Origin of the sequence: Halomonas sp. YLB-10 (genome assembly GCF_003856855.1) — a bacterium.
Taxonomy (GTDB): Bacteria; Pseudomonadota; Gammaproteobacteria; order Pseudomonadales; family Halomonadaceae; genus Halomonas; species Halomonas litopenaei.
In genome coordinates, this window is record NZ_RRCU01000001.1 from 908,041 (window position 1) to 923,379 (window position 15,339).

Genomic DNA, 15,339 nt, shown 5'->3' on the forward strand with positions numbered 1-15,339 from the left:
ACGCGGCCTTATCCGGCGTCGTCGTCATTGGCCGCGGGCAGTGCGATCCCTGCGGTGGCGGCGTAGACCTTGACCACCGCGGCGTCGTCTTCGCGTCCCAGCCCCATGCCGCTGGCGGCGGTAAACTGCTGCAGGGCGCTGGCCGCCACTGGCATCGACAGGCGCAGTTCGCGGCCGGTGTCGTGAACGATGTTGAGGTCCTTGACGAAGATGTCCACGGCCGACAGCGGGTGATAGTCGCCGTCCAGAATGTGCGGCACCCGGTTCTCGAACATCCACGAATTGCCCGCCGACTGGGTAATCACCCGGTACAGCGCGCGACCGTCGATGCCCATCTTCAGGCCCAGCGCCATGGCCTCGGCGGCGGCGGCGATATGCACCCCGGCCAGGTGCTGATTGACCAGCTTGACGCTGGAGCCAGGCCCCGGTACGTCGCCCAGCCGGTGGACCGTGGCCGCCATGGCACCAAGCGGTGCCTCGGCCAGGGCGAAGGCCTCGGCACTCCCGGAGGCCATCACCGACAGCTCTCCGCTGGCCGCCTTGGCCGCCCCGCCGCTGATCGGGGCGTCGAGCATCATCAGCCCAGCCTCTGCCAGTCGGCGTCCCAGGGATTCGGCGAAACTCGGCGCCACGGTGGCGCACTGGATCACCAGGCTGCCCGACGCAAGCGTCGCCGCCAGGCCATCTTCTCCAAACAGCACCGCCTCGACCTGATCGGCGTTGACGACCACCAGCAGCACCACGTCACAGCGCGGCGCCAGCTCGCGGGCCGATGCCACCGCCTCGCCACCGGCTTCCTCGAAGGCCTGACGGGAGGCGCTGGAAACGTCGCAACCGATCACCTCAAGGCCGCCACGCAGAAGGCTTCGGGCGATACCCATGCCCATGGCGCCAAGTCCCACCACGCCACAGACAGGGGATCCGGCGGATGTCGTGGATGATTCGCTCATGCTGCTCTCCGGTAACGAGGCCGTCAGGGCCGACAAACAAGAGTATGGCCTGCTTCGACTTCATCTGCGGAAGGAGCAGGGAGGCGGTATCTGTCCCCGGCACATCGAAGGCCAGCGACCAATACCGATAACAGGACGACAGGAAATCCGGTCGGCGATGATGGGTGAAGATCAGCGCTGCTGCCCTGTAAAATGTTAGCGCTAACATTTTTAGTCCAGAGTCCCTTGCTGCACAAGCAGCAAAGCGATAGACATCGACCAATGTCTAACTACCGCAGGGGTCCCGGTGTCGGGACCATGGGTGCCCCAAGGCGCTCGACGCCTGGCCCAATGCTCGACGCCTGGCATCAGCCGCTCGAAGCCGAGGGGCTGGGCCATGTCCCCACTGACCTGCGACGCAGGGACAGCCTGGGAACGAGCGAGCCAGCGCGCCCCATTCGGCATACCATGGAAGGCAGGCGTCCCTCTGATGCCATCGATCAAGGAGAGTCCGATGAACGAGACCCAGGGCGGTGATCGCCGCCGCCGCAAGGGCCTGGACAACCCGACGCTAGACGACGTCGCCCGTGAGGCTGGAGTTTCCTCGATCACCGTGTCCCGAGCGATTCACCGCCCGGACAGCGTACGCGAGACCACCCGCAACAAGGTGGAAGCGGCGATCGCCAAGGTTGGCTACGTGCCTAACATGGTGGCTGGTAGCCTGGCCTCGGCCAGCTCGCGCTTCATCCCGGTGATCGTGCCGTCGCTGTCCAATGTGGTGTTTGTCGAGGTCATCCAGGGGCTGCAGGCACAGTTCGACCAGCACGGCTACCAGATGCTGCTGGGCAACACCGACTACAGCATGCAGCGCGAAGAAGAGCTGATCCGCACCTTTCTCGGCTGGTCCCCCACCGCCCTGGTGACCACCGGCCTGCGCCACCAGCCGGGGCTAAGCGCGCTGCTGGAACGTTTTCCTCGACCGCTGGTGGAAATCATGGAACTGGGCCCGGCGCTGGACATGAACGTCGGCATGGACCACGAAAAGGCAGGCGCCGCCATGGCCGATCATCTGATCGCTCGGGGCTACCGTCATATCGTCTTCGCCGGCACCCGGCTCGAGTCCAACTATCGCGCCGCCCAGCGCTACGCCGGCCACCGCACCAGGCTCGAGAAGGCCGGACTTGCGGCCCCGCTGATGGAGTGGCACCAGGACAGCCACTTCGACCTTGGCGCCACGGCGCTGGACGAGGTCCGTCGCCACCACCCGGGCGTCGAGGCGATCCACTTCGTCGACGATGTGATGGCCAGCGGCGCCCTGCTGGGCGCACAGCGCCAGGGCCTGCGAGTGCCCAACGACATCGCCATCGCCGGGTTTACCGGGCTGCCCTTCGGCCGCTCGCTGATGCCGCGTCTGACCACCATCTCCTCCCCCCGCGAGGCCATCGGCCGGCTCGCCGCCTCGCAGATCATCGACCGTCTGGAGGGCCGTGACCCCGAACGCCAGATCGACGTCGGCTTCGCCCTGCTGGAAGGTGAGAGCACCTGAGGACACCAGACCTGACCCACAACGAACAACGGGGAGTCACGATGACTCCCCGCTGGAACAAGACGCTGCCTGCCCGCACGGGCGACAGAGCCCGCGGCACTCGCCGCTACTGATCGAGCCGACCCTTGAGCTTGTCAAACTCCTTCTCCACCTCTTCTCTGGCCAGGCCAAACTTCTGCTGGATGATGCCGATCAGCTTTTCCTTGTTGCCTTCGGCCTGCTGAATCTCGTCGTCGGTGAGTTCTCCCCACTTTTCCTTGGCGGCACCGCTCAGTTCCTTCCACTTGCCTTCGATGGTGTGCTTGTCCATGGCATGATCTCCGGGTCAGTCGATCTCATAAAGGTAGATGGCATACTCCTGACGAAGGCTAGCCTGCGGCAAACCCAGCGGCTAGCCCACCCCACCACACACCTTCGTTTTTTATAAACAATTCAATCAGATAACTTCCGTAAAAGACTGTTTGAGCACAGTCCATCCTCCGACCGACCTTTTCACTTCACCCATCAATCAGCCGCCGCCGCATGATGGTGACCCGCTCACCCAGATAGTCGAGCTCTTCGAGTTCTTCCCATCCCAACCGGCGATACAGTGACTGCTGATCCGGCGTGTAGAGGTGAAGCCACTCGATGCCGTGGTCGCGGGCCTCCCGCTCCACCCGTCGTACCAGCGCGGAGGCGAGCCCCTGACCGCGTTGTTCGGGCGGCACGTAGACCGAGGCGAGCCACGGTGACAGTTCCCGGCGAATACTCATGTCATCCGGCGACAGGCTCGCCGTGCCCAGGGCCTGTCCCTCCTTCATCGCCACGAACACCGAGGGCACCCCGGCCGGACCGCACATCTGAGCCACCGCCTGGCGCCAGCCGTCGATGTCGGCCTCCGGATGCAGGTGCCCCCAGGCGTCAAAGGTCCAGTCGGCGACCTGGTCAAGCTGTTGCGAAGCGGCGCTCAAGCGCTCGATGGTGATCCCGTTCATCTGTCGATTTTCGTCCATTGCTGTCCACTTCCGTCTATTGCCGTTCACTTGTGAGCGTTATTGTCCCTGCCGACACTTTTCGACGGCGCCTGCCGATCGTGGCCTCGCCCAGGCTGACGCCGCAAGGATCAAGGCAACCGGCGCTGCCCGAAGCGCGCCAGCTGCATTTCGCCAAGCCGGCTCAGAGTGCGCCGGAAGGCAAACGCCAGATAGCCATCGGGATAAAGCTCCTCCATCGCCACCGACGCCTCGATCACCAGCGGTACCCGGCGGTCGTAGCATTCGTCGACCAGGGCAATAAAGCGACGCACGCTGTCGTCCCTGGCCCCCAGCGGCGGCAGTACGCGATCACCGGCGGCCACCCGCTCACTGGCGTCTTCTGTGCCACGAGCGATGGGACGCGGGGCGCCCGGTTGCCGATCCGGCGCGGCTCTGCCGTCGCTGTCATCCTCATCAGGCCTGGAAGCCAGGCACGGCACCTCCCCCAGCAACAGCGTATCGAAGCGATCACATAGCGCGATAAAGTCGAGCGCCGCCAGCGGCGCCTCGCACAGGGCCGCGAAGTCGCACCAGAGTACCTGGCCTTCGAGGCCTCTGGCCTCCAGCTTGCGGCCACCAAGCGCCAGTGTTCGGGGCGTCGCCGCCCTGCCGCTCAGCCGAACAAACTGCTCGGACAGAATGCCGGGGTCGCCGGCCCTACGCACAAAATAGCGCTGGTGAACGTCGCCGGGATGGCGGCGATGATCCTGACCGCCATCCAGTTCGAGCACCTGAAGATGGGCCTGCATGGCGGCGATGGCCGGCAGGAAACGCTCGCGATTGAAGCCATCGCGATAGAGCTCGGCCGGCGGCTGGTTCGAGGTAGCCACCAGCGTCAGGCGTCTGGCGAACAGGTGCTGCATCAGCCCGCCCAGCAGCATGGCGTCGGCGATGTCCTCGACGAACACCTCATCGAGACACAGCACCCCGACCTCGGCGGAAAGCTCCTCAGCGAGCCTTGCCAGCGGGTCGGGCTGTCCGCGCCAGTAAAACTGACGCTGGTGCACCCAGCGCATGAAGTGATGAAAGTGCCAACGACGCACCGTCACCGGACTGCATTCGACGAACAGATCCATCAGCCAGGTCTTGCCACGACCCACCGGCCCCCAGAGGTACAGGCCCCGGCTCGTCACGCCGCCAGCGAGCTCCTGCTGCAAGGCGTCCAGCGCCTCGACCGCCCGGGCCTGGGCGGCATCGGCAACCAGATGTCCCTCCTCCAGCAGCGCCTGATAGCGCAGCGACAACGGCTGACATCGAGACTGGTTCAACGGCCCATGGAGCGGCCGATCCAGCCGTTGACTGCCAAGCGATGGCGCCTCTCGGTCCGGCCCAGGATGCGGTTGCAGGCCTTCACCGCTTGCTTCATCGATCCCGCCGCCGATCCTGTCACCGGTCCCTTCGCCCTCTTTGTAGCCGTCACTCATCGATAGATCCCTGGCTGGTGGTATCGACCCGTGTGCCCCCATTGCCGCCGGCACAGGTCCCTCGGAAGAGCATGTCTCCACCGTGGGCAAACGCCAGGCGCTGCACTATAGTGGCCCGTCTGCATATTCCCGATCGCTAAGGTTGCCTCTTTCATGCCCTCAGCCGCTCGTCTCTTGAGCTCCCGACCCCGCCGTCAGCGCCGGGTCTGCCTGCTGGCGGTGCTGGCCATGCTGATGCTCTTCGTGGGCCCACTGATCAGCCAGGTCCAGCGCCTGGCGATGGAGGACGAGGCCGGTCGACAACACCACCATGGACATGGTCACCACCAAGGCCTGGCTCAAGGCACCGGACAAGGCCATGCCCAGCATGATCCCACGCCGAGCGCCGCGGAAGTAGAGGGGCACGGCACGTTTGAGCCTTCCGCCGAGGGGGCGGTCGGCAAGGTCGAGGGGCACAGCACGTCCGAGTCTCCCGAAAAGGTGACGATCGGTGACGCCGGGCATCATCACCTGGCCGCCTGTGGCTACTGCGTACTGTTTGCCCAGGTGCCGTGGCTGGCCCTGCTGTTGCTGGTATTGGTTAGCCTGGCGCCGCGGGCCCCGCCGGCACGTTGTGCTGCAGGCATTCCCCCCGTTGTCAGCGGACGCTTCCAGCGTCCGACTCCCCGCGCCCCTCCCGCGTCATTGTCGTGATCCATCGAGGCCACCGCCTCCAGAGCCACCGAACGGCATCGCCGTCGGCAACTCCGCCTTCAAGAGAATGACCATGACGACGCACGCGAAACCTGTTGCGCCGGCGCTGAAGACGCTGGTGATACGACTGCACTTCTATATCGGCCTGCTGGTCGGCCCCTTCATCTTCTTCGCCGCCCTCACCGGCACGCTCTATGCGCTGACCCCGGCACTGGAGCAGGCACTGTACCGGGACGCGCTGACCACCGGCTCGGACAGCGCTTCCGCGACCTTGGCCCGGCCATTGTCACGCCAGATTGCAGCGGCCCAGGACTATCTCGATGATTCCGCCCTGCCCAGCGCCGTGCGCCCGGCCCCCGAACCCGGCGCCACCACCCGGGTGATGTTCGCAGACCCAAGCCTTGATGCCGGCGAACACCGGGCCATCTTTGTCGACCCGCAAAGCCTCGAAATCCGTGGCGACATGACTGTCTACGGTACCAGTGGGGTACTGCCGCTACGCCGGATCATCGACCAGATCCACCGCAGCCTGATGCAGGGCGATCCCGGCCGCCTCTACAGCGAGTTGGCCGCTTCCTGGATGTGGCTCGCCGCCCTCGGCGGACTGGCCATCTGGGCGGTCACCCCCTCGCCCCGAGTGCAGCCCGGCAAGCAGACCCGCACCGCCCGTCGCTTGCGCACCCGCCGACGCCACAGTCTGTTGGGGCTGTTCCTGCTGGTCGGCCTGCTGGCCCTGTCGGCCACCGGCATGACCTGGTCGAAGTACGCCGGCGACAACTTCTTCACCATGCTCAAGGCCGCAGGCTGGGGGACGCCTCGGGTGTCCCAGTCGCTTCAGGCCCACGACGTCGCCTACGACGCACACGCCGACCACGCCATGCCCGGCGCTCACCCGACCGTATCGGGGTCGCTTGAGGCCTTCGACGCGGTCGAACGCCAGGCCCGTGAGGCAGGCCTCGACGCCGGCAAGATCGAGTTGCTGGTGCCCGGCGACAATCAGGCCTGGAAGGTGCGCGAGATCGACCGTAGCTGGCCGTCCCAGGTGGACGAGGTGGCGATCCATCCGCAAAGCTTCCAGGTGCTGGATCAGGTGAGCTTCAACGACTACCCGCCTGCGGCCAAGCTCACCCGCTGGGGCATCGACGGCCATATGGGCATCCTCTTCGGCCTGCCCAACCAACTGCTGCTGGCCGCCCTCGGCATCGGCATCATGACCATGGTCGGCTGGGGCTACGCCATGTGGTGGCGCCGCCGTGCCCTGACCCGCGACAGCCAGACGCTGTGGCGGGCCCTGCTGGAATTGCCGCTGTCGGTGCTGGCGCTCATTTCGCTGGTGGCGCTGCTGCTGGGACTGGCGATGCCGGTAATGGGGGTAAGCCTGGTGATATTCCTGACGGTGGACGCCCTGCGTGCCCTGGTCGCGGCCCGCCGACGCGCTACCGGCTAGGCCCCACATCAGCAAAGACAGGAAAGGGCCATCGGCAAAGCCAGGAAAAGGCCATCCACCACACAAGAAGGGCGACCCACGGGTCGCCCTTCTTGCTTGATGCCAGGAGCACGCTCCGCCCCTGTCTACCTATCCGCGATCAGTGGCCCTTGCCCCGAAGCCGCTGGACGCCGGTCCAGACGGCCACCAGGGCAGCACCCACGGCCAGGCCGAAAAGGCCGTTACCCAGCATTGGCACCAGCCCGTGCATGATGGCGTCGAGGCCGGGAAGGGCTACCTCGGTCTCGGCCAGCCCCTCGATCCAGTGCCCGACCACCGGGATGCCGTGGGCAAGAATGCCGCCGCCGACCAGGAACATCGCCAATGTGCCGAAGATCGACAACCCCTTCATCAACAGCGGTGCGCCCTTGAGCAGTCCTCGTCCCAGGGCCTGTGCCAGGCCGCCGTCCTTCTGCGTCAGGTAGAGCCCCAGGTCGTCGAGCTTGACCAGTCCCGCCACCAGGCCGTAGACACCCACGGTGATCAGCAGGCCGATCGCCACCAGCACCGCGATCTGCTGGCTCAGGGGGGCGGCGCTGACGGTGCCCAACGCGATGACGATGATCTCCGCCGAGAGAATGAAGTCGGTACGGATGGCGCCCTTGATCTTGTCGCGTTCAAAGGCCTTCATGTCGGTTTCGCCGTCGGCCAGCGCCGCCAGTCGCGCCTGGCGCTCCTGCTCGGCGTCTTCCTTGTGCAGGAACTTGTGGGCCAGCTTTTCCGCGCCCTCGAAGCACAGAAAGGCCCCGCCAAGCATCAGCAGTACCGTCACCAGCCAGGGCACGAAGGCGCTGATCAACAGCGCGCCGGGAATCAGGAAACACTTGTTGAACAGCGACCCCTTGGCCACCGCCCACACCACCGGCAGCTCGCGATCCGCCGCCACGCCGGTGACCTGCTGGGCATTGAGCGCCAGATCGTCGCCGAGAACACCGGCGGTCTTCTTGGCCGCCACCTTGGTCATCACCGAGACATCGTCGAGCAGGGTGGCGATGTCGTCGATCAGGGTTAACAGACTACTTCCAGCCACAGGGCATCCCTCCTTGGCCTGGGAAAACTTGGATAGACTCAGCATAACCGCTCGGCCCCTTCGCCGCCGCAGCAATTGCCCCGGAGGTCTATGCCATGTCGCAAGCATCCACTGGAAAGCCGGCAGCATCAAAGGCCCATCCAGACTTGCCCGATGCCAGGCCGCAGCCGGCTTCAGATCCCGCTGCTGACGACCTGACAGCCGACAAGCTGACGCCCGACGACCTGGCGCTCTTGCTCGAAGGTGTGCCCGAGGGGTACAGCGAGGTGCACTACCGGGGACGCCGCTACGCCATGACCCGACGCACCTTCAACCGAGGGCGCTCGCTCAAGGTGTTCGCCCGTGAGTTGGGCGGCAACGATATGGTCAGTCTCAATGGCTACCTGACCGCTCGTGGGTGGCAGCTGAAGCCCTGCGAGATGAGCGAGCACAAGGTGCTCGACTTCCTTGTGCATTGCAAAACCGGCTGACTGGCTGGCTGGGTCGTCCCGGGATTCGATTCCCGCCGCCGCTCTCTCTCCAGGCTCGCCGCCGCCCTCTCTCCCAAGAGTCGCTCCGCCTCTCCCTTACGAGGTGTCGCCCTCTCGCCGCTTTCGGCAAAAAATATCCTTTTGTTGACCTAGATCACTGCGATGGCGCCCAGTTCGCACCGAAGTATGCTGAGATAATCAAAGAATACTTTACTCCGCTCCCATGGGACGTCTCATGCCTGTCGTCATGCTCGTTGTTGGAACCCGTCCCGAGGCGATCAAGATGGCCCCGGTCGCCCAGGCCATACAGGCATGCCCGGCACTGTCACTGCATCTGTGTGCCAGCGGCCAGCACGACGAGATGCTGTTCCAGGCACTGTCGCTGTTCGACCTCACGCCGGACAGCAATCTGGCGGTGATGAGACCAGCGCAGACCCTCAACGGTCTGATGCAGGCCATGATCCAGGCACTCGACCAGGACATGTCACGGGTGGCCCCCGACCTGGTGATGGTCCATGGTGATACCGCTACCTGCTTTGCCGCGAGCCTCGCGGCCTTCCACCGGCGGGTCCCGGTGGCTCACGTGGAAGCCGGGCTACGCACCGGCAATATCGCGTCGCCCTGGCCGGAGGAGGCGTACCGCAGCATGGTGGCGCGTATCGCCCAGCGCCACTACGCCCCCACCGCGTCGGCGCGTCACAATCTGCTGCGTGAGCAGGTGGCGCCGGATTCCATCCTGGTGACCGGCAATACCGTCATCGACGCCCTGGCCTGGATGAAAGAACGCCTCGACCGCCAAGGCTATCGCCCGGCAGCCCCCTCACCGCTTGCCGCGCTGCGCGACGACGCCAGGCTGGTGCTGATCACCGGCCACCGCAGGGAAAACCACGGCGATGGCATCCGTACCATCTGCACCGCCATCGCCGCACTCGCCGCTCGCTACCCGGACGTCGACCTGGTCTACCCGGTCCATCTCAACCCGGCGATCAAGGACGTCGTCGAACACGCCCTGGCGGGCATCCCCAACGTGCTGCTGGTGCCCCCCCAGGACTACCGTGACTTCGTCTGGCTGATGGGCCGCGCCTGTCTGATCCTCACCGACTCCGGCGGCATCCAGGAGGAGGCTCCCGCCCTCGGTGTGCCGGTGCTGGTGATGCGCGAGCACACCGAGCGATGCGATGCCCTGAGCGCCGGTACCGTCATCCTCACCGGCAGTGACAGCGACGCCATCGTGGCCGCCTCGGCGCGCCTGCTCGACGATGAAAAGGCGCGCCGGCGCATGGCCGCGATCCCCAATCCCTACGGTAGCGGCGACGCCGCCAGGCAAATCATCGAAGACCTCAACGATTGGCTTGTCCGCGCCGTCGAGACACTCGAGGCCGGCGATGCCTGAGTTATCCCCCGAGCTGTCACTGTGGCTGGTCGACGCCACCATCCATGTGCTGTACGCCCTGAAGTACGTCGCCATAACGCTGTGCCTGCTGATGCTGGCCATGGGCATCGATGATTTGTTTCTCGACCTGATCTACTGGACCCGGCGTAGCTGGCGCTACTGGTCGATCTATCGCGATAACCCCAGGGCCAACGAGGAGCGTCTCTATCAGGCCCGGGAGAAACCGCTGGCGGTCATGGTGCCGGCCTGGCAGGAAGTCGGCGTGGTCGGCCAGATGGCCCAGCTGATGGCCAGTACCATGGACTACGAGAATTATCAGATCTTCGTCGGCACCTACCCCAACGACCCCGAGACCCAGGCCGAGGTCGACGCGGTCTGCCAGAGCTTCAGCAACGTGCACAAGGTGGTCACGGTACGCCCCGGCCCGACCAGCAAGGCCGACTGCCTGAACAACATCATCGAGGCCATCGCGCGCTTCGAGAAGGCCGCCGGGATCGAGTTTGCCGGCTGCATCCTGCATGACGCCGAAGACGTCATTTCGCCGATGGAGCTTAGGCTCTACAACTATCTGCTGCCGGACAAGGACCTGATCCAGGTCCCGGTCTACCCCTTCCGACCACGCTGGTATCAGCTCTCCGGCGGCCACTACATCGACGAGTTCTCCGAGTACCACGGCAAGGACGTGCTGATTCGCGAGGCCATGTGCGGCCAGGTGCCCAGCGCCGGGGTCGGCACCTGCTTCAGTCGTCGTGCGCTGGCCCACTTGAGAGAGCTCAATGACGGCATCACCTTCGACATCTGGAGTTTGACCGAAGACTACGATATCGGCTTTCGCCTGCACGAAAGCGGACTGTCCTGTGTCTTCGTGCGCTACAGCGTCGAGCGCGACGAGCTGTCGCCTCGGCGCGAACAGGCCCACGGCCTGTCGATTCGTGACAGCAAGGTGATCTGTGTGCGCGAGCACTTCCCCACGGCGCTGGGCGCGGTGGTCCGGCAGAAGTCCCGCTGGATCACCGGTATCGTCTTCCAGGGTTATCAGCATCTGGGCTGGAGCCGCACCAACTGGCGTCTCAACTACTTTCTGTGGCGCGACCGTCGTGGCCTGGTGGCCTACCCCCTGGCGCTGGTCGCTACCCTGCTGATGCTGATATTGGCAGGGCTTTGGCTGTACGCCGTGCTGTCGCCACAGGCCTGGCACTTCCAGTCGATCCTCGGTGGCTGGCTGCTGGAGACCCTGCTCACCATCAATGGCCTGTTGCTGGTCAACAGGGCCTTCCAGCGCTTCTACTTCGTCAAGATCTACTACGGCTGGCGTCAGGGCCTGCTGTCCTTTCCACGCATGCTGTGGAGCAATCTGGTCAACTTTCTGGCTAACGTACGGGCCTGGAAGCTGTTCTTCACCCGGGCGCGTCACCGCACCTTCGCCTGGGACAAGACCACCCACGACTTCCCCCAGCTCGACGACGCCGTGCAAGTCTCTCTCGAAGCCCTGTTGATCGAGGATGGCGTTGTCACCGCAAGCGATATCGAACGCATAGGTGTTGACGTCGGAGCACGTCGGCTACCCAGAGAGCTGATTGCACGAGACCTGGTGTCCGGGGCGACGCTGGCCAGGCTGGATGCCAGGCGGCGGGGCATCGCCAGCGTCGAGATCCATCCGCTGGTGCTGTCGCCCGCGCTGATCGACGCCCTGCCCCGGCATGTCGCCCTGCGCTACGCCACGCTGCCCATCGGCGAGAGCGGCGACAGCCTGATCATCGCCACCGAGACCGCCTTGAGTCCGGTCGCCATCGGCGCCATTGGCCGGCGCATCAAGCGTCCTGTCGAGCAGCGTCTGGTCCCGCTCGGTCGCGTCACCCTTGGCCTGCGCCACTGGTACCTGGGAGAGCTTGGCGACGTCGACCGGGACCGGCTGCTTGAACTGGATGCAGACGCCGACGCCGCACGCCTCGATGGTTACTGCGCTCACCAGTACCTGCTCGGAGAACTGTTGCTGGAGCAAGGGCTTATCACACCCGCCCTGTTCGGTCAGGCGATGATCGACTTCGATCCTGAACAGGGTCGTCTGGGCGACTTCCTTGTCGCACGCGGGATGATCGAATCGAACGACCTTGAGCGAGCACTCGCGCTCCAGGCGGACCACCGCCGACAGGCGGCCCGCAGTCTCGAGGATGTGGCGGTATGAAGGCCAGGGCGATGTCGCTGCTGATCGCCGTGTCGCTGGCTCAGCTGCTGGCTCAGCCACCGGCCTTGGGGCTGAACCAGTTCGAGGAGTTTCACAGCTACCCTTATCTCGACAAGGCCTACCGGGCAGCAGAACAGCGCGACTGGGCGCAAGTCCAGCAGCTGATGGAGCACCTGATCAGCCAGGTGCCCGAGAACGTCGAGGCCTATCGCCTGCTGGCCCAGGCACTGGCGAAGCAGGGCAATCTGGATGGCGCCATGGCGGCGCTGGGGGCGCTGGACGCCAACGTGGCGGCGGTCCAGATCAATGCCCTGCGCCAGGCCTGGATCGCCGACGGCCACGCCAGCGAGGGCGAGTTGACGCTATGGCTCAGCGAAACGTCGGGCAGCGCCCGGGAGGCCCTGTGGAGCGCCCAGGCCAACTATTTGCGCGCAACCCGCGGCGCCCGGGCAGCACTGGAATGGCTTGCTACGGTGCCCGCCCGGCAGGACGCCCTGGCACGGGACCGCTACCGTGCCGCCCTGGCCGAGCAGATCCAGGACTGGAACGGCGTGATCGATGCGCTGGTGCCCCACGCCATGGAAGATGCGCTGAACGACGACGACTGGCGACGCCTGTCGATCGCCATGATTCAGACCGATGATGCACGCGGCATCAATGCCTTGATCGCCAGGCTTCCCGAGGGCGACGTCCGACATTTCGTGCTGCGCGCAGGCGCCGATCGCGCCATCGCCCTGGGCTACTCCGGGATCGCCCAGCGCTGGCTGGCCACCCTGGAGCAGTCGGATCAGCTGGACGCCAGCGACACCCGCAAGCTGCTGCAGACCTCGCTGGCAGTGGGCGACACCGACAGGGTCCGCCAGATGGCCAGCCGCCAGGACATGGATTGCCTGACGCTGGTGAGCTGGCTCAGCGATCATGGCGACCCCGAGGCCTTGAGCACCTTCACCGAGTGCGACGCAAAGGAAGATCCGCAAAGCTGGCTGATACTCGCCGATCGTCTCGATGCCCTCGAACTGCTGGAAACCACGGAACTGCCGGAGGCCTGGCACCAGCGACGCGATCGGGTGCTGCTGGATCGCTATCGCGCCGACGGGCTGGATGACAAGGCGCTGCGCCTGCTGACACGTCAGCCACAGACGCCGGCGATCCTGCGCGAGCGCGCCGAGGTGACCCAGCGGCTGGGACGCCCCGAGGCCGCCGAGCTATGGCAGCAGCACTATCATCTGACCGGCGATTCCGGCTCGCTTGAGCAGGCAAGCTATCTGTATCTGGCATCACAGCGGCCCCAGGCGGCCCGGCGACTGCTGGAGCAAGCCTTCAAGCTTGCCCCCGAGCGGCTATCGGCGACCTCACTGGCGCGACTGGCCCAGCTTTACGCCGACGACAATGCCGGCGTCACCGATTCAACGCTGGAAGCGCTGGCACGCCAGCTCCGACTGGCCGATACCGAGCGCAACAACCTGCTCGAGCAGCTTGCGCGCCACGATCGTTGCCCTGTCGTTCGCAGCGTGGCCGACGCCAGCACGCCACCCTGGGTGGCCCTCGGGATCTGCTCGCAAGACAGGCCCGCCCAGGCCGCCGCCTATTTTCAGAGGGCGCTGACACAGCTCACCCCGCGCCAGCCAGAAGCTGGCGCGGTGACGGCTGCAATGACGCAGCCAGAGATCCAGGCCCGCAAACGCCTGGCGTTCGCGCTGTTTGCCGCCGGCGACCCCGACGCCGCCTGGCGTCAGTGGCGAGCGTTCGAACGCGACGGCGCCAGCGACGGCAAACTCGACCAGACAGACCGCCTGGCCGGCGCGCGCAGTGCCCTGGCAAGTGGCGACACCGAGGGCGCCTGGCGCTGGTGGCCCGAGGATAGCGATAGTCCTGAGGCGAGGCTGCTCGGCGCACGCATCGCCTTGGCCCGCCACGACGACGCCGGCGCCGTGGCACTGGCCAGAGGCGCAGTGGCAGCCGCCGGCGGAAAGCCCAAGACCGACGCCGCCATCCTGGAAGGCGCGAGCCAAGTGGCCCGCCAGGCCGGAGACCCGACCCTCGCACGCCGCTGGCTGACCCAGGCCCAGGCGGCCTCGCCGGGCTCGCCAAGGCTTGCCCGGGAGCTGGGACTGACGCTCGCTGCAACGGAGGAAGCAGGTGCTCGGTCAGAGGCCATTGCGCTGCTCGAGCGCGCCCGCCAGGCCTATCCCGAGGATTACGTCAGCGCCGCCACCCTGGGGAACCTCTACAGCAGCATTGGCGACAACGCCCGCTCCATGACGCGCATCGAGGACGCCATCGACCTGCAGCCCTTCGACCTGGCGGTGGGCGAGGACAGCCTCGAGGCCATGGCCGAGCGCCGCTACCGGCTGCGAAGGGCCCACGAGACTCTGACGCGGCGCGACCGGATCACGCTGACCAGCAGCTGGTCGCCAACCAGCCCGACGCCGGGGATACGCAGTGACCCATCGAACCACGATAACGACGAAGATAGCGGCCACGATATCAACACCCAGGTGGTTCAATGGGACCACGCGCTTGGCCACGACCCGATCCACCAGGGACGGGAGCTGGCCGGCTACATGAGGGCCATCATCGGCGGCGATGATCGTGACGACTACGGGCGAGGACGCTCCCTGGGCCTGGGACTGCGGGCCAAGCCGTTGGCCCGTCACAACCTGAACCTGTACGCCGAGATGTTCGCCGAGTCCCAGAAAAACGATGACGAGCACACCGACTACAATCTGCTGCTGAGGGCCACCGGCTCCTTTCTGGATCAGGGCGATTACAGCAGCGAATGGCGCGCGAGCCAGGAGCAGTGGAATGAGCGCTCGCTCTATCTCGACGCCGCCTGGTGGACCCAACGTGGCGATGTACAGCTGTTCGGCCGCTACCGTCAGGGCCGCACCTTCAAGCTGCCGACCCGTTCGGCCCAGACGCTGATGCCCTACGCCAGTCTCCAGGCCACCAGCCACGACACCACCGGCTGGGACGAGGATGTACGCCTCGCCGCTGGACTGCGCTGGGAGCTGTGGTACGACGAGGATCACTACAACGCCTTTCGCCGCAAGCTGAGCGTCTCCACCGAGTACCAGCAATCCCTGGGGGGCAACCTCTACCAGGAACGCGACGGCTGGATGATCCATCTGGAGCTGAGCCTGTGATGAACTCAAGCATTCTTGTGGCCG

The 15,339-nt window shown here is 65.7% G+C and carries 12 protein-coding genes; 7 read left to right on the plus strand and 5 right to left on the minus strand.

The genetic code is table 11. The features are described 5' to 3' along the window. Positions 1-8: 8 nt before the first annotated feature. On the minus strand, positions 9-950 hold the full coding sequence (ltnD, locus tag EBB56_RS03780; protein ID WP_124802843.1) for an L-threonate dehydrogenase: 942 nt from the start codon (positions 948-950) through the stop codon (positions 9-11). Between the two features lie 493 nt (positions 951-1,443). Here ltnD and EBB56_RS03785 point away from each other — a divergent pair, with 493 nt between their 5' ends. Further along, on the plus strand, positions 1,444-2,475 hold the full coding sequence (locus tag EBB56_RS03785; RefSeq protein WP_045990911.1) for a LacI family DNA-binding transcriptional regulator: 1,032 nt from the start codon (positions 1,444-1,446) through the stop codon (positions 2,473-2,475). Positions 2,476-2,581: 106 nt separating this feature from the next. Here the strand turns inward: EBB56_RS03785 and EBB56_RS03790 are convergent, their stop codons facing one another. The 3 genes from EBB56_RS03790 to zapE all read right to left on the minus strand — a co-directional run bounded on the left by EBB56_RS03790 (position 2,582) and on the right by zapE (position 4,912). After that, positions 2,582-2,785 (minus strand): CsbD family protein, encoded by a 204-nt coding sequence (locus EBB56_RS03790; protein WP_045990910.1) that lies wholly within the window; start codon positions 2,783-2,785, stop codon positions 2,582-2,584. 187 nt (positions 2,786-2,972) lie between these two features. After that, positions 2,973-3,467, minus strand: a complete 495-nt coding sequence (locus EBB56_RS03795; RefSeq protein ID WP_253028913.1) for a GNAT family N-acetyltransferase — start codon at positions 3,465-3,467, stop codon at positions 2,973-2,975. Positions 3,468-3,577: 110 nt separating this feature from the next. Further along, positions 3,578-4,912, minus strand: a complete 1,335-nt coding sequence (gene zapE, locus EBB56_RS03800) for a cell division protein ZapE (RefSeq protein ID WP_124802845.1) — start codon at positions 4,910-4,912, stop codon at positions 3,578-3,580. Between the two features lie 153 nt (positions 4,913-5,065). On the opposite strand from zapE, the gene EBB56_RS03805 reads away from it, so the two are divergent. Both EBB56_RS03805 and EBB56_RS03810 read left to right on the plus strand, forming a co-directional pair. Next, a complete protein-coding gene (locus tag EBB56_RS03805) occupies positions 5,066-5,605 on the plus strand; it encodes a DUF2946 family protein (RefSeq protein WP_124802847.1) in 540 nt (179 codons plus the stop codon). 73 nt (positions 5,606-5,678) lie between these two features. After that, complete coding sequence (locus EBB56_RS03810) at positions 5,679-7,052, plus strand: PepSY domain-containing protein (RefSeq protein ID WP_124802849.1); 1,374 nt, start codon at positions 5,679-5,681, stop codon at positions 7,050-7,052. A 139-nt stretch (positions 7,053-7,191) separates the two neighbouring features. On the opposite strand, the gene EBB56_RS03815 is transcribed toward EBB56_RS03810, so the two are convergent. Further along, entirely contained in the window at positions 7,192-8,121 is a 930-nt protein-coding gene (locus EBB56_RS03815) for a DUF808 domain-containing protein (protein ID WP_108131280.1), read from the minus strand. A gap of 95 nt (positions 8,122-8,216) precedes the next feature. On the opposite strand from EBB56_RS03815, the gene EBB56_RS03820 reads away from it, so the two are divergent. The 4 genes from EBB56_RS03820 (at position 8,217) to EBB56_RS03835 (ending at position 15,315) form a co-directional block, all read left to right on the plus strand. Further along, positions 8,217-8,591: a hypothetical protein gene (locus EBB56_RS03820; protein ID WP_260425278.1), complete on the plus strand. Its 375-nt coding sequence runs from the start codon at positions 8,217-8,219 to the stop codon at positions 8,589-8,591. Between the two features lie 247 nt (positions 8,592-8,838). Further along, on the plus strand, positions 8,839-9,984 hold the full coding sequence (gene wecB / locus EBB56_RS03825) for a non-hydrolyzing UDP-N-acetylglucosamine 2-epimerase (RefSeq protein WP_311767523.1): 1,146 nt from the start codon (positions 8,839-8,841) through the stop codon (positions 9,982-9,984). After that, the gene (locus tag EBB56_RS03830) at positions 9,977-12,169 is read left to right on the plus strand and encodes a glycosyl transferase family protein (protein WP_221621132.1); all 2,193 of its coding nucleotides are present in this window, start codon (positions 9,977-9,979) and stop codon (positions 12,167-12,169) included. The genes wecB and EBB56_RS03830 overlap by 8 nt, the downstream gene beginning before the upstream one ends. Then, positions 12,166-15,315, plus strand: coding sequence for an NfrA family protein (locus EBB56_RS03835; protein ID WP_124802853.1), 3,150 nt, complete (start codon positions 12,166-12,168; stop codon positions 15,313-15,315). Before EBB56_RS03830 ends, EBB56_RS03835 begins: the two co-directional genes overlap by 4 nt. Positions 15,316-15,339 lie beyond the last annotated feature (24 nt).

Coding starts and splice junctions, on each gene's coding strand:
- EBB56_RS03785 (WP_045990911.1), top strand. CDS start 1,444: ATGAACGAGACCCAGGGCGGTGATCGCCGCCGCCGCAAGGGCCTGGAC.
- ltnD (WP_124802843.1), bottom strand. CDS start 950: ATGAGCGAATCATCCACGACATCCGCCGGATCCCCTGTCTGTGGCGTG.
- EBB56_RS03790 (WP_045990910.1), bottom strand. CDS start 2,785: ATGGACAAGCACACCATCGAAGGCAAGTGGAAGGAACTGAGCGGTGCC.
- EBB56_RS03795 (WP_253028913.1), bottom strand. CDS start 3,467: ATGGACGAAAATCGACAGATGAACGGGATCACCATCGAGCGCTTGAGC.
- EBB56_RS03810 (WP_124802849.1), top strand. CDS start 5,679: ATGACGACGCACGCGAAACCTGTTGCGCCGGCGCTGAAGACGCTGGTG.
- EBB56_RS03820 (WP_260425278.1), top strand. CDS start 8,217: ATGTCGCAAGCATCCACTGGAAAGCCGGCAGCATCAAAGGCCCATCCA.
- EBB56_RS03805 (WP_124802847.1), top strand. CDS start 5,066: ATGCCCTCAGCCGCTCGTCTCTTGAGCTCCCGACCCCGCCGTCAGCGC.
- EBB56_RS03830 (WP_221621132.1), top strand. CDS start 9,977: ATGCCTGAGTTATCCCCCGAGCTGTCACTGTGGCTGGTCGACGCCACC.
- zapE (WP_124802845.1), bottom strand. CDS start 4,912: ATGAGTGACGGCTACAAAGAGGGCGAAGGGACCGGTGACAGGATCGGC.
- EBB56_RS03835 (WP_124802853.1), top strand. CDS start 12,166: ATGAAGGCCAGGGCGATGTCGCTGCTGATCGCCGTGTCGCTGGCTCAG.
- wecB (WP_311767523.1), top strand. CDS start 8,839: ATGCTCGTTGTTGGAACCCGTCCCGAGGCGATCAAGATGGCCCCGGTC.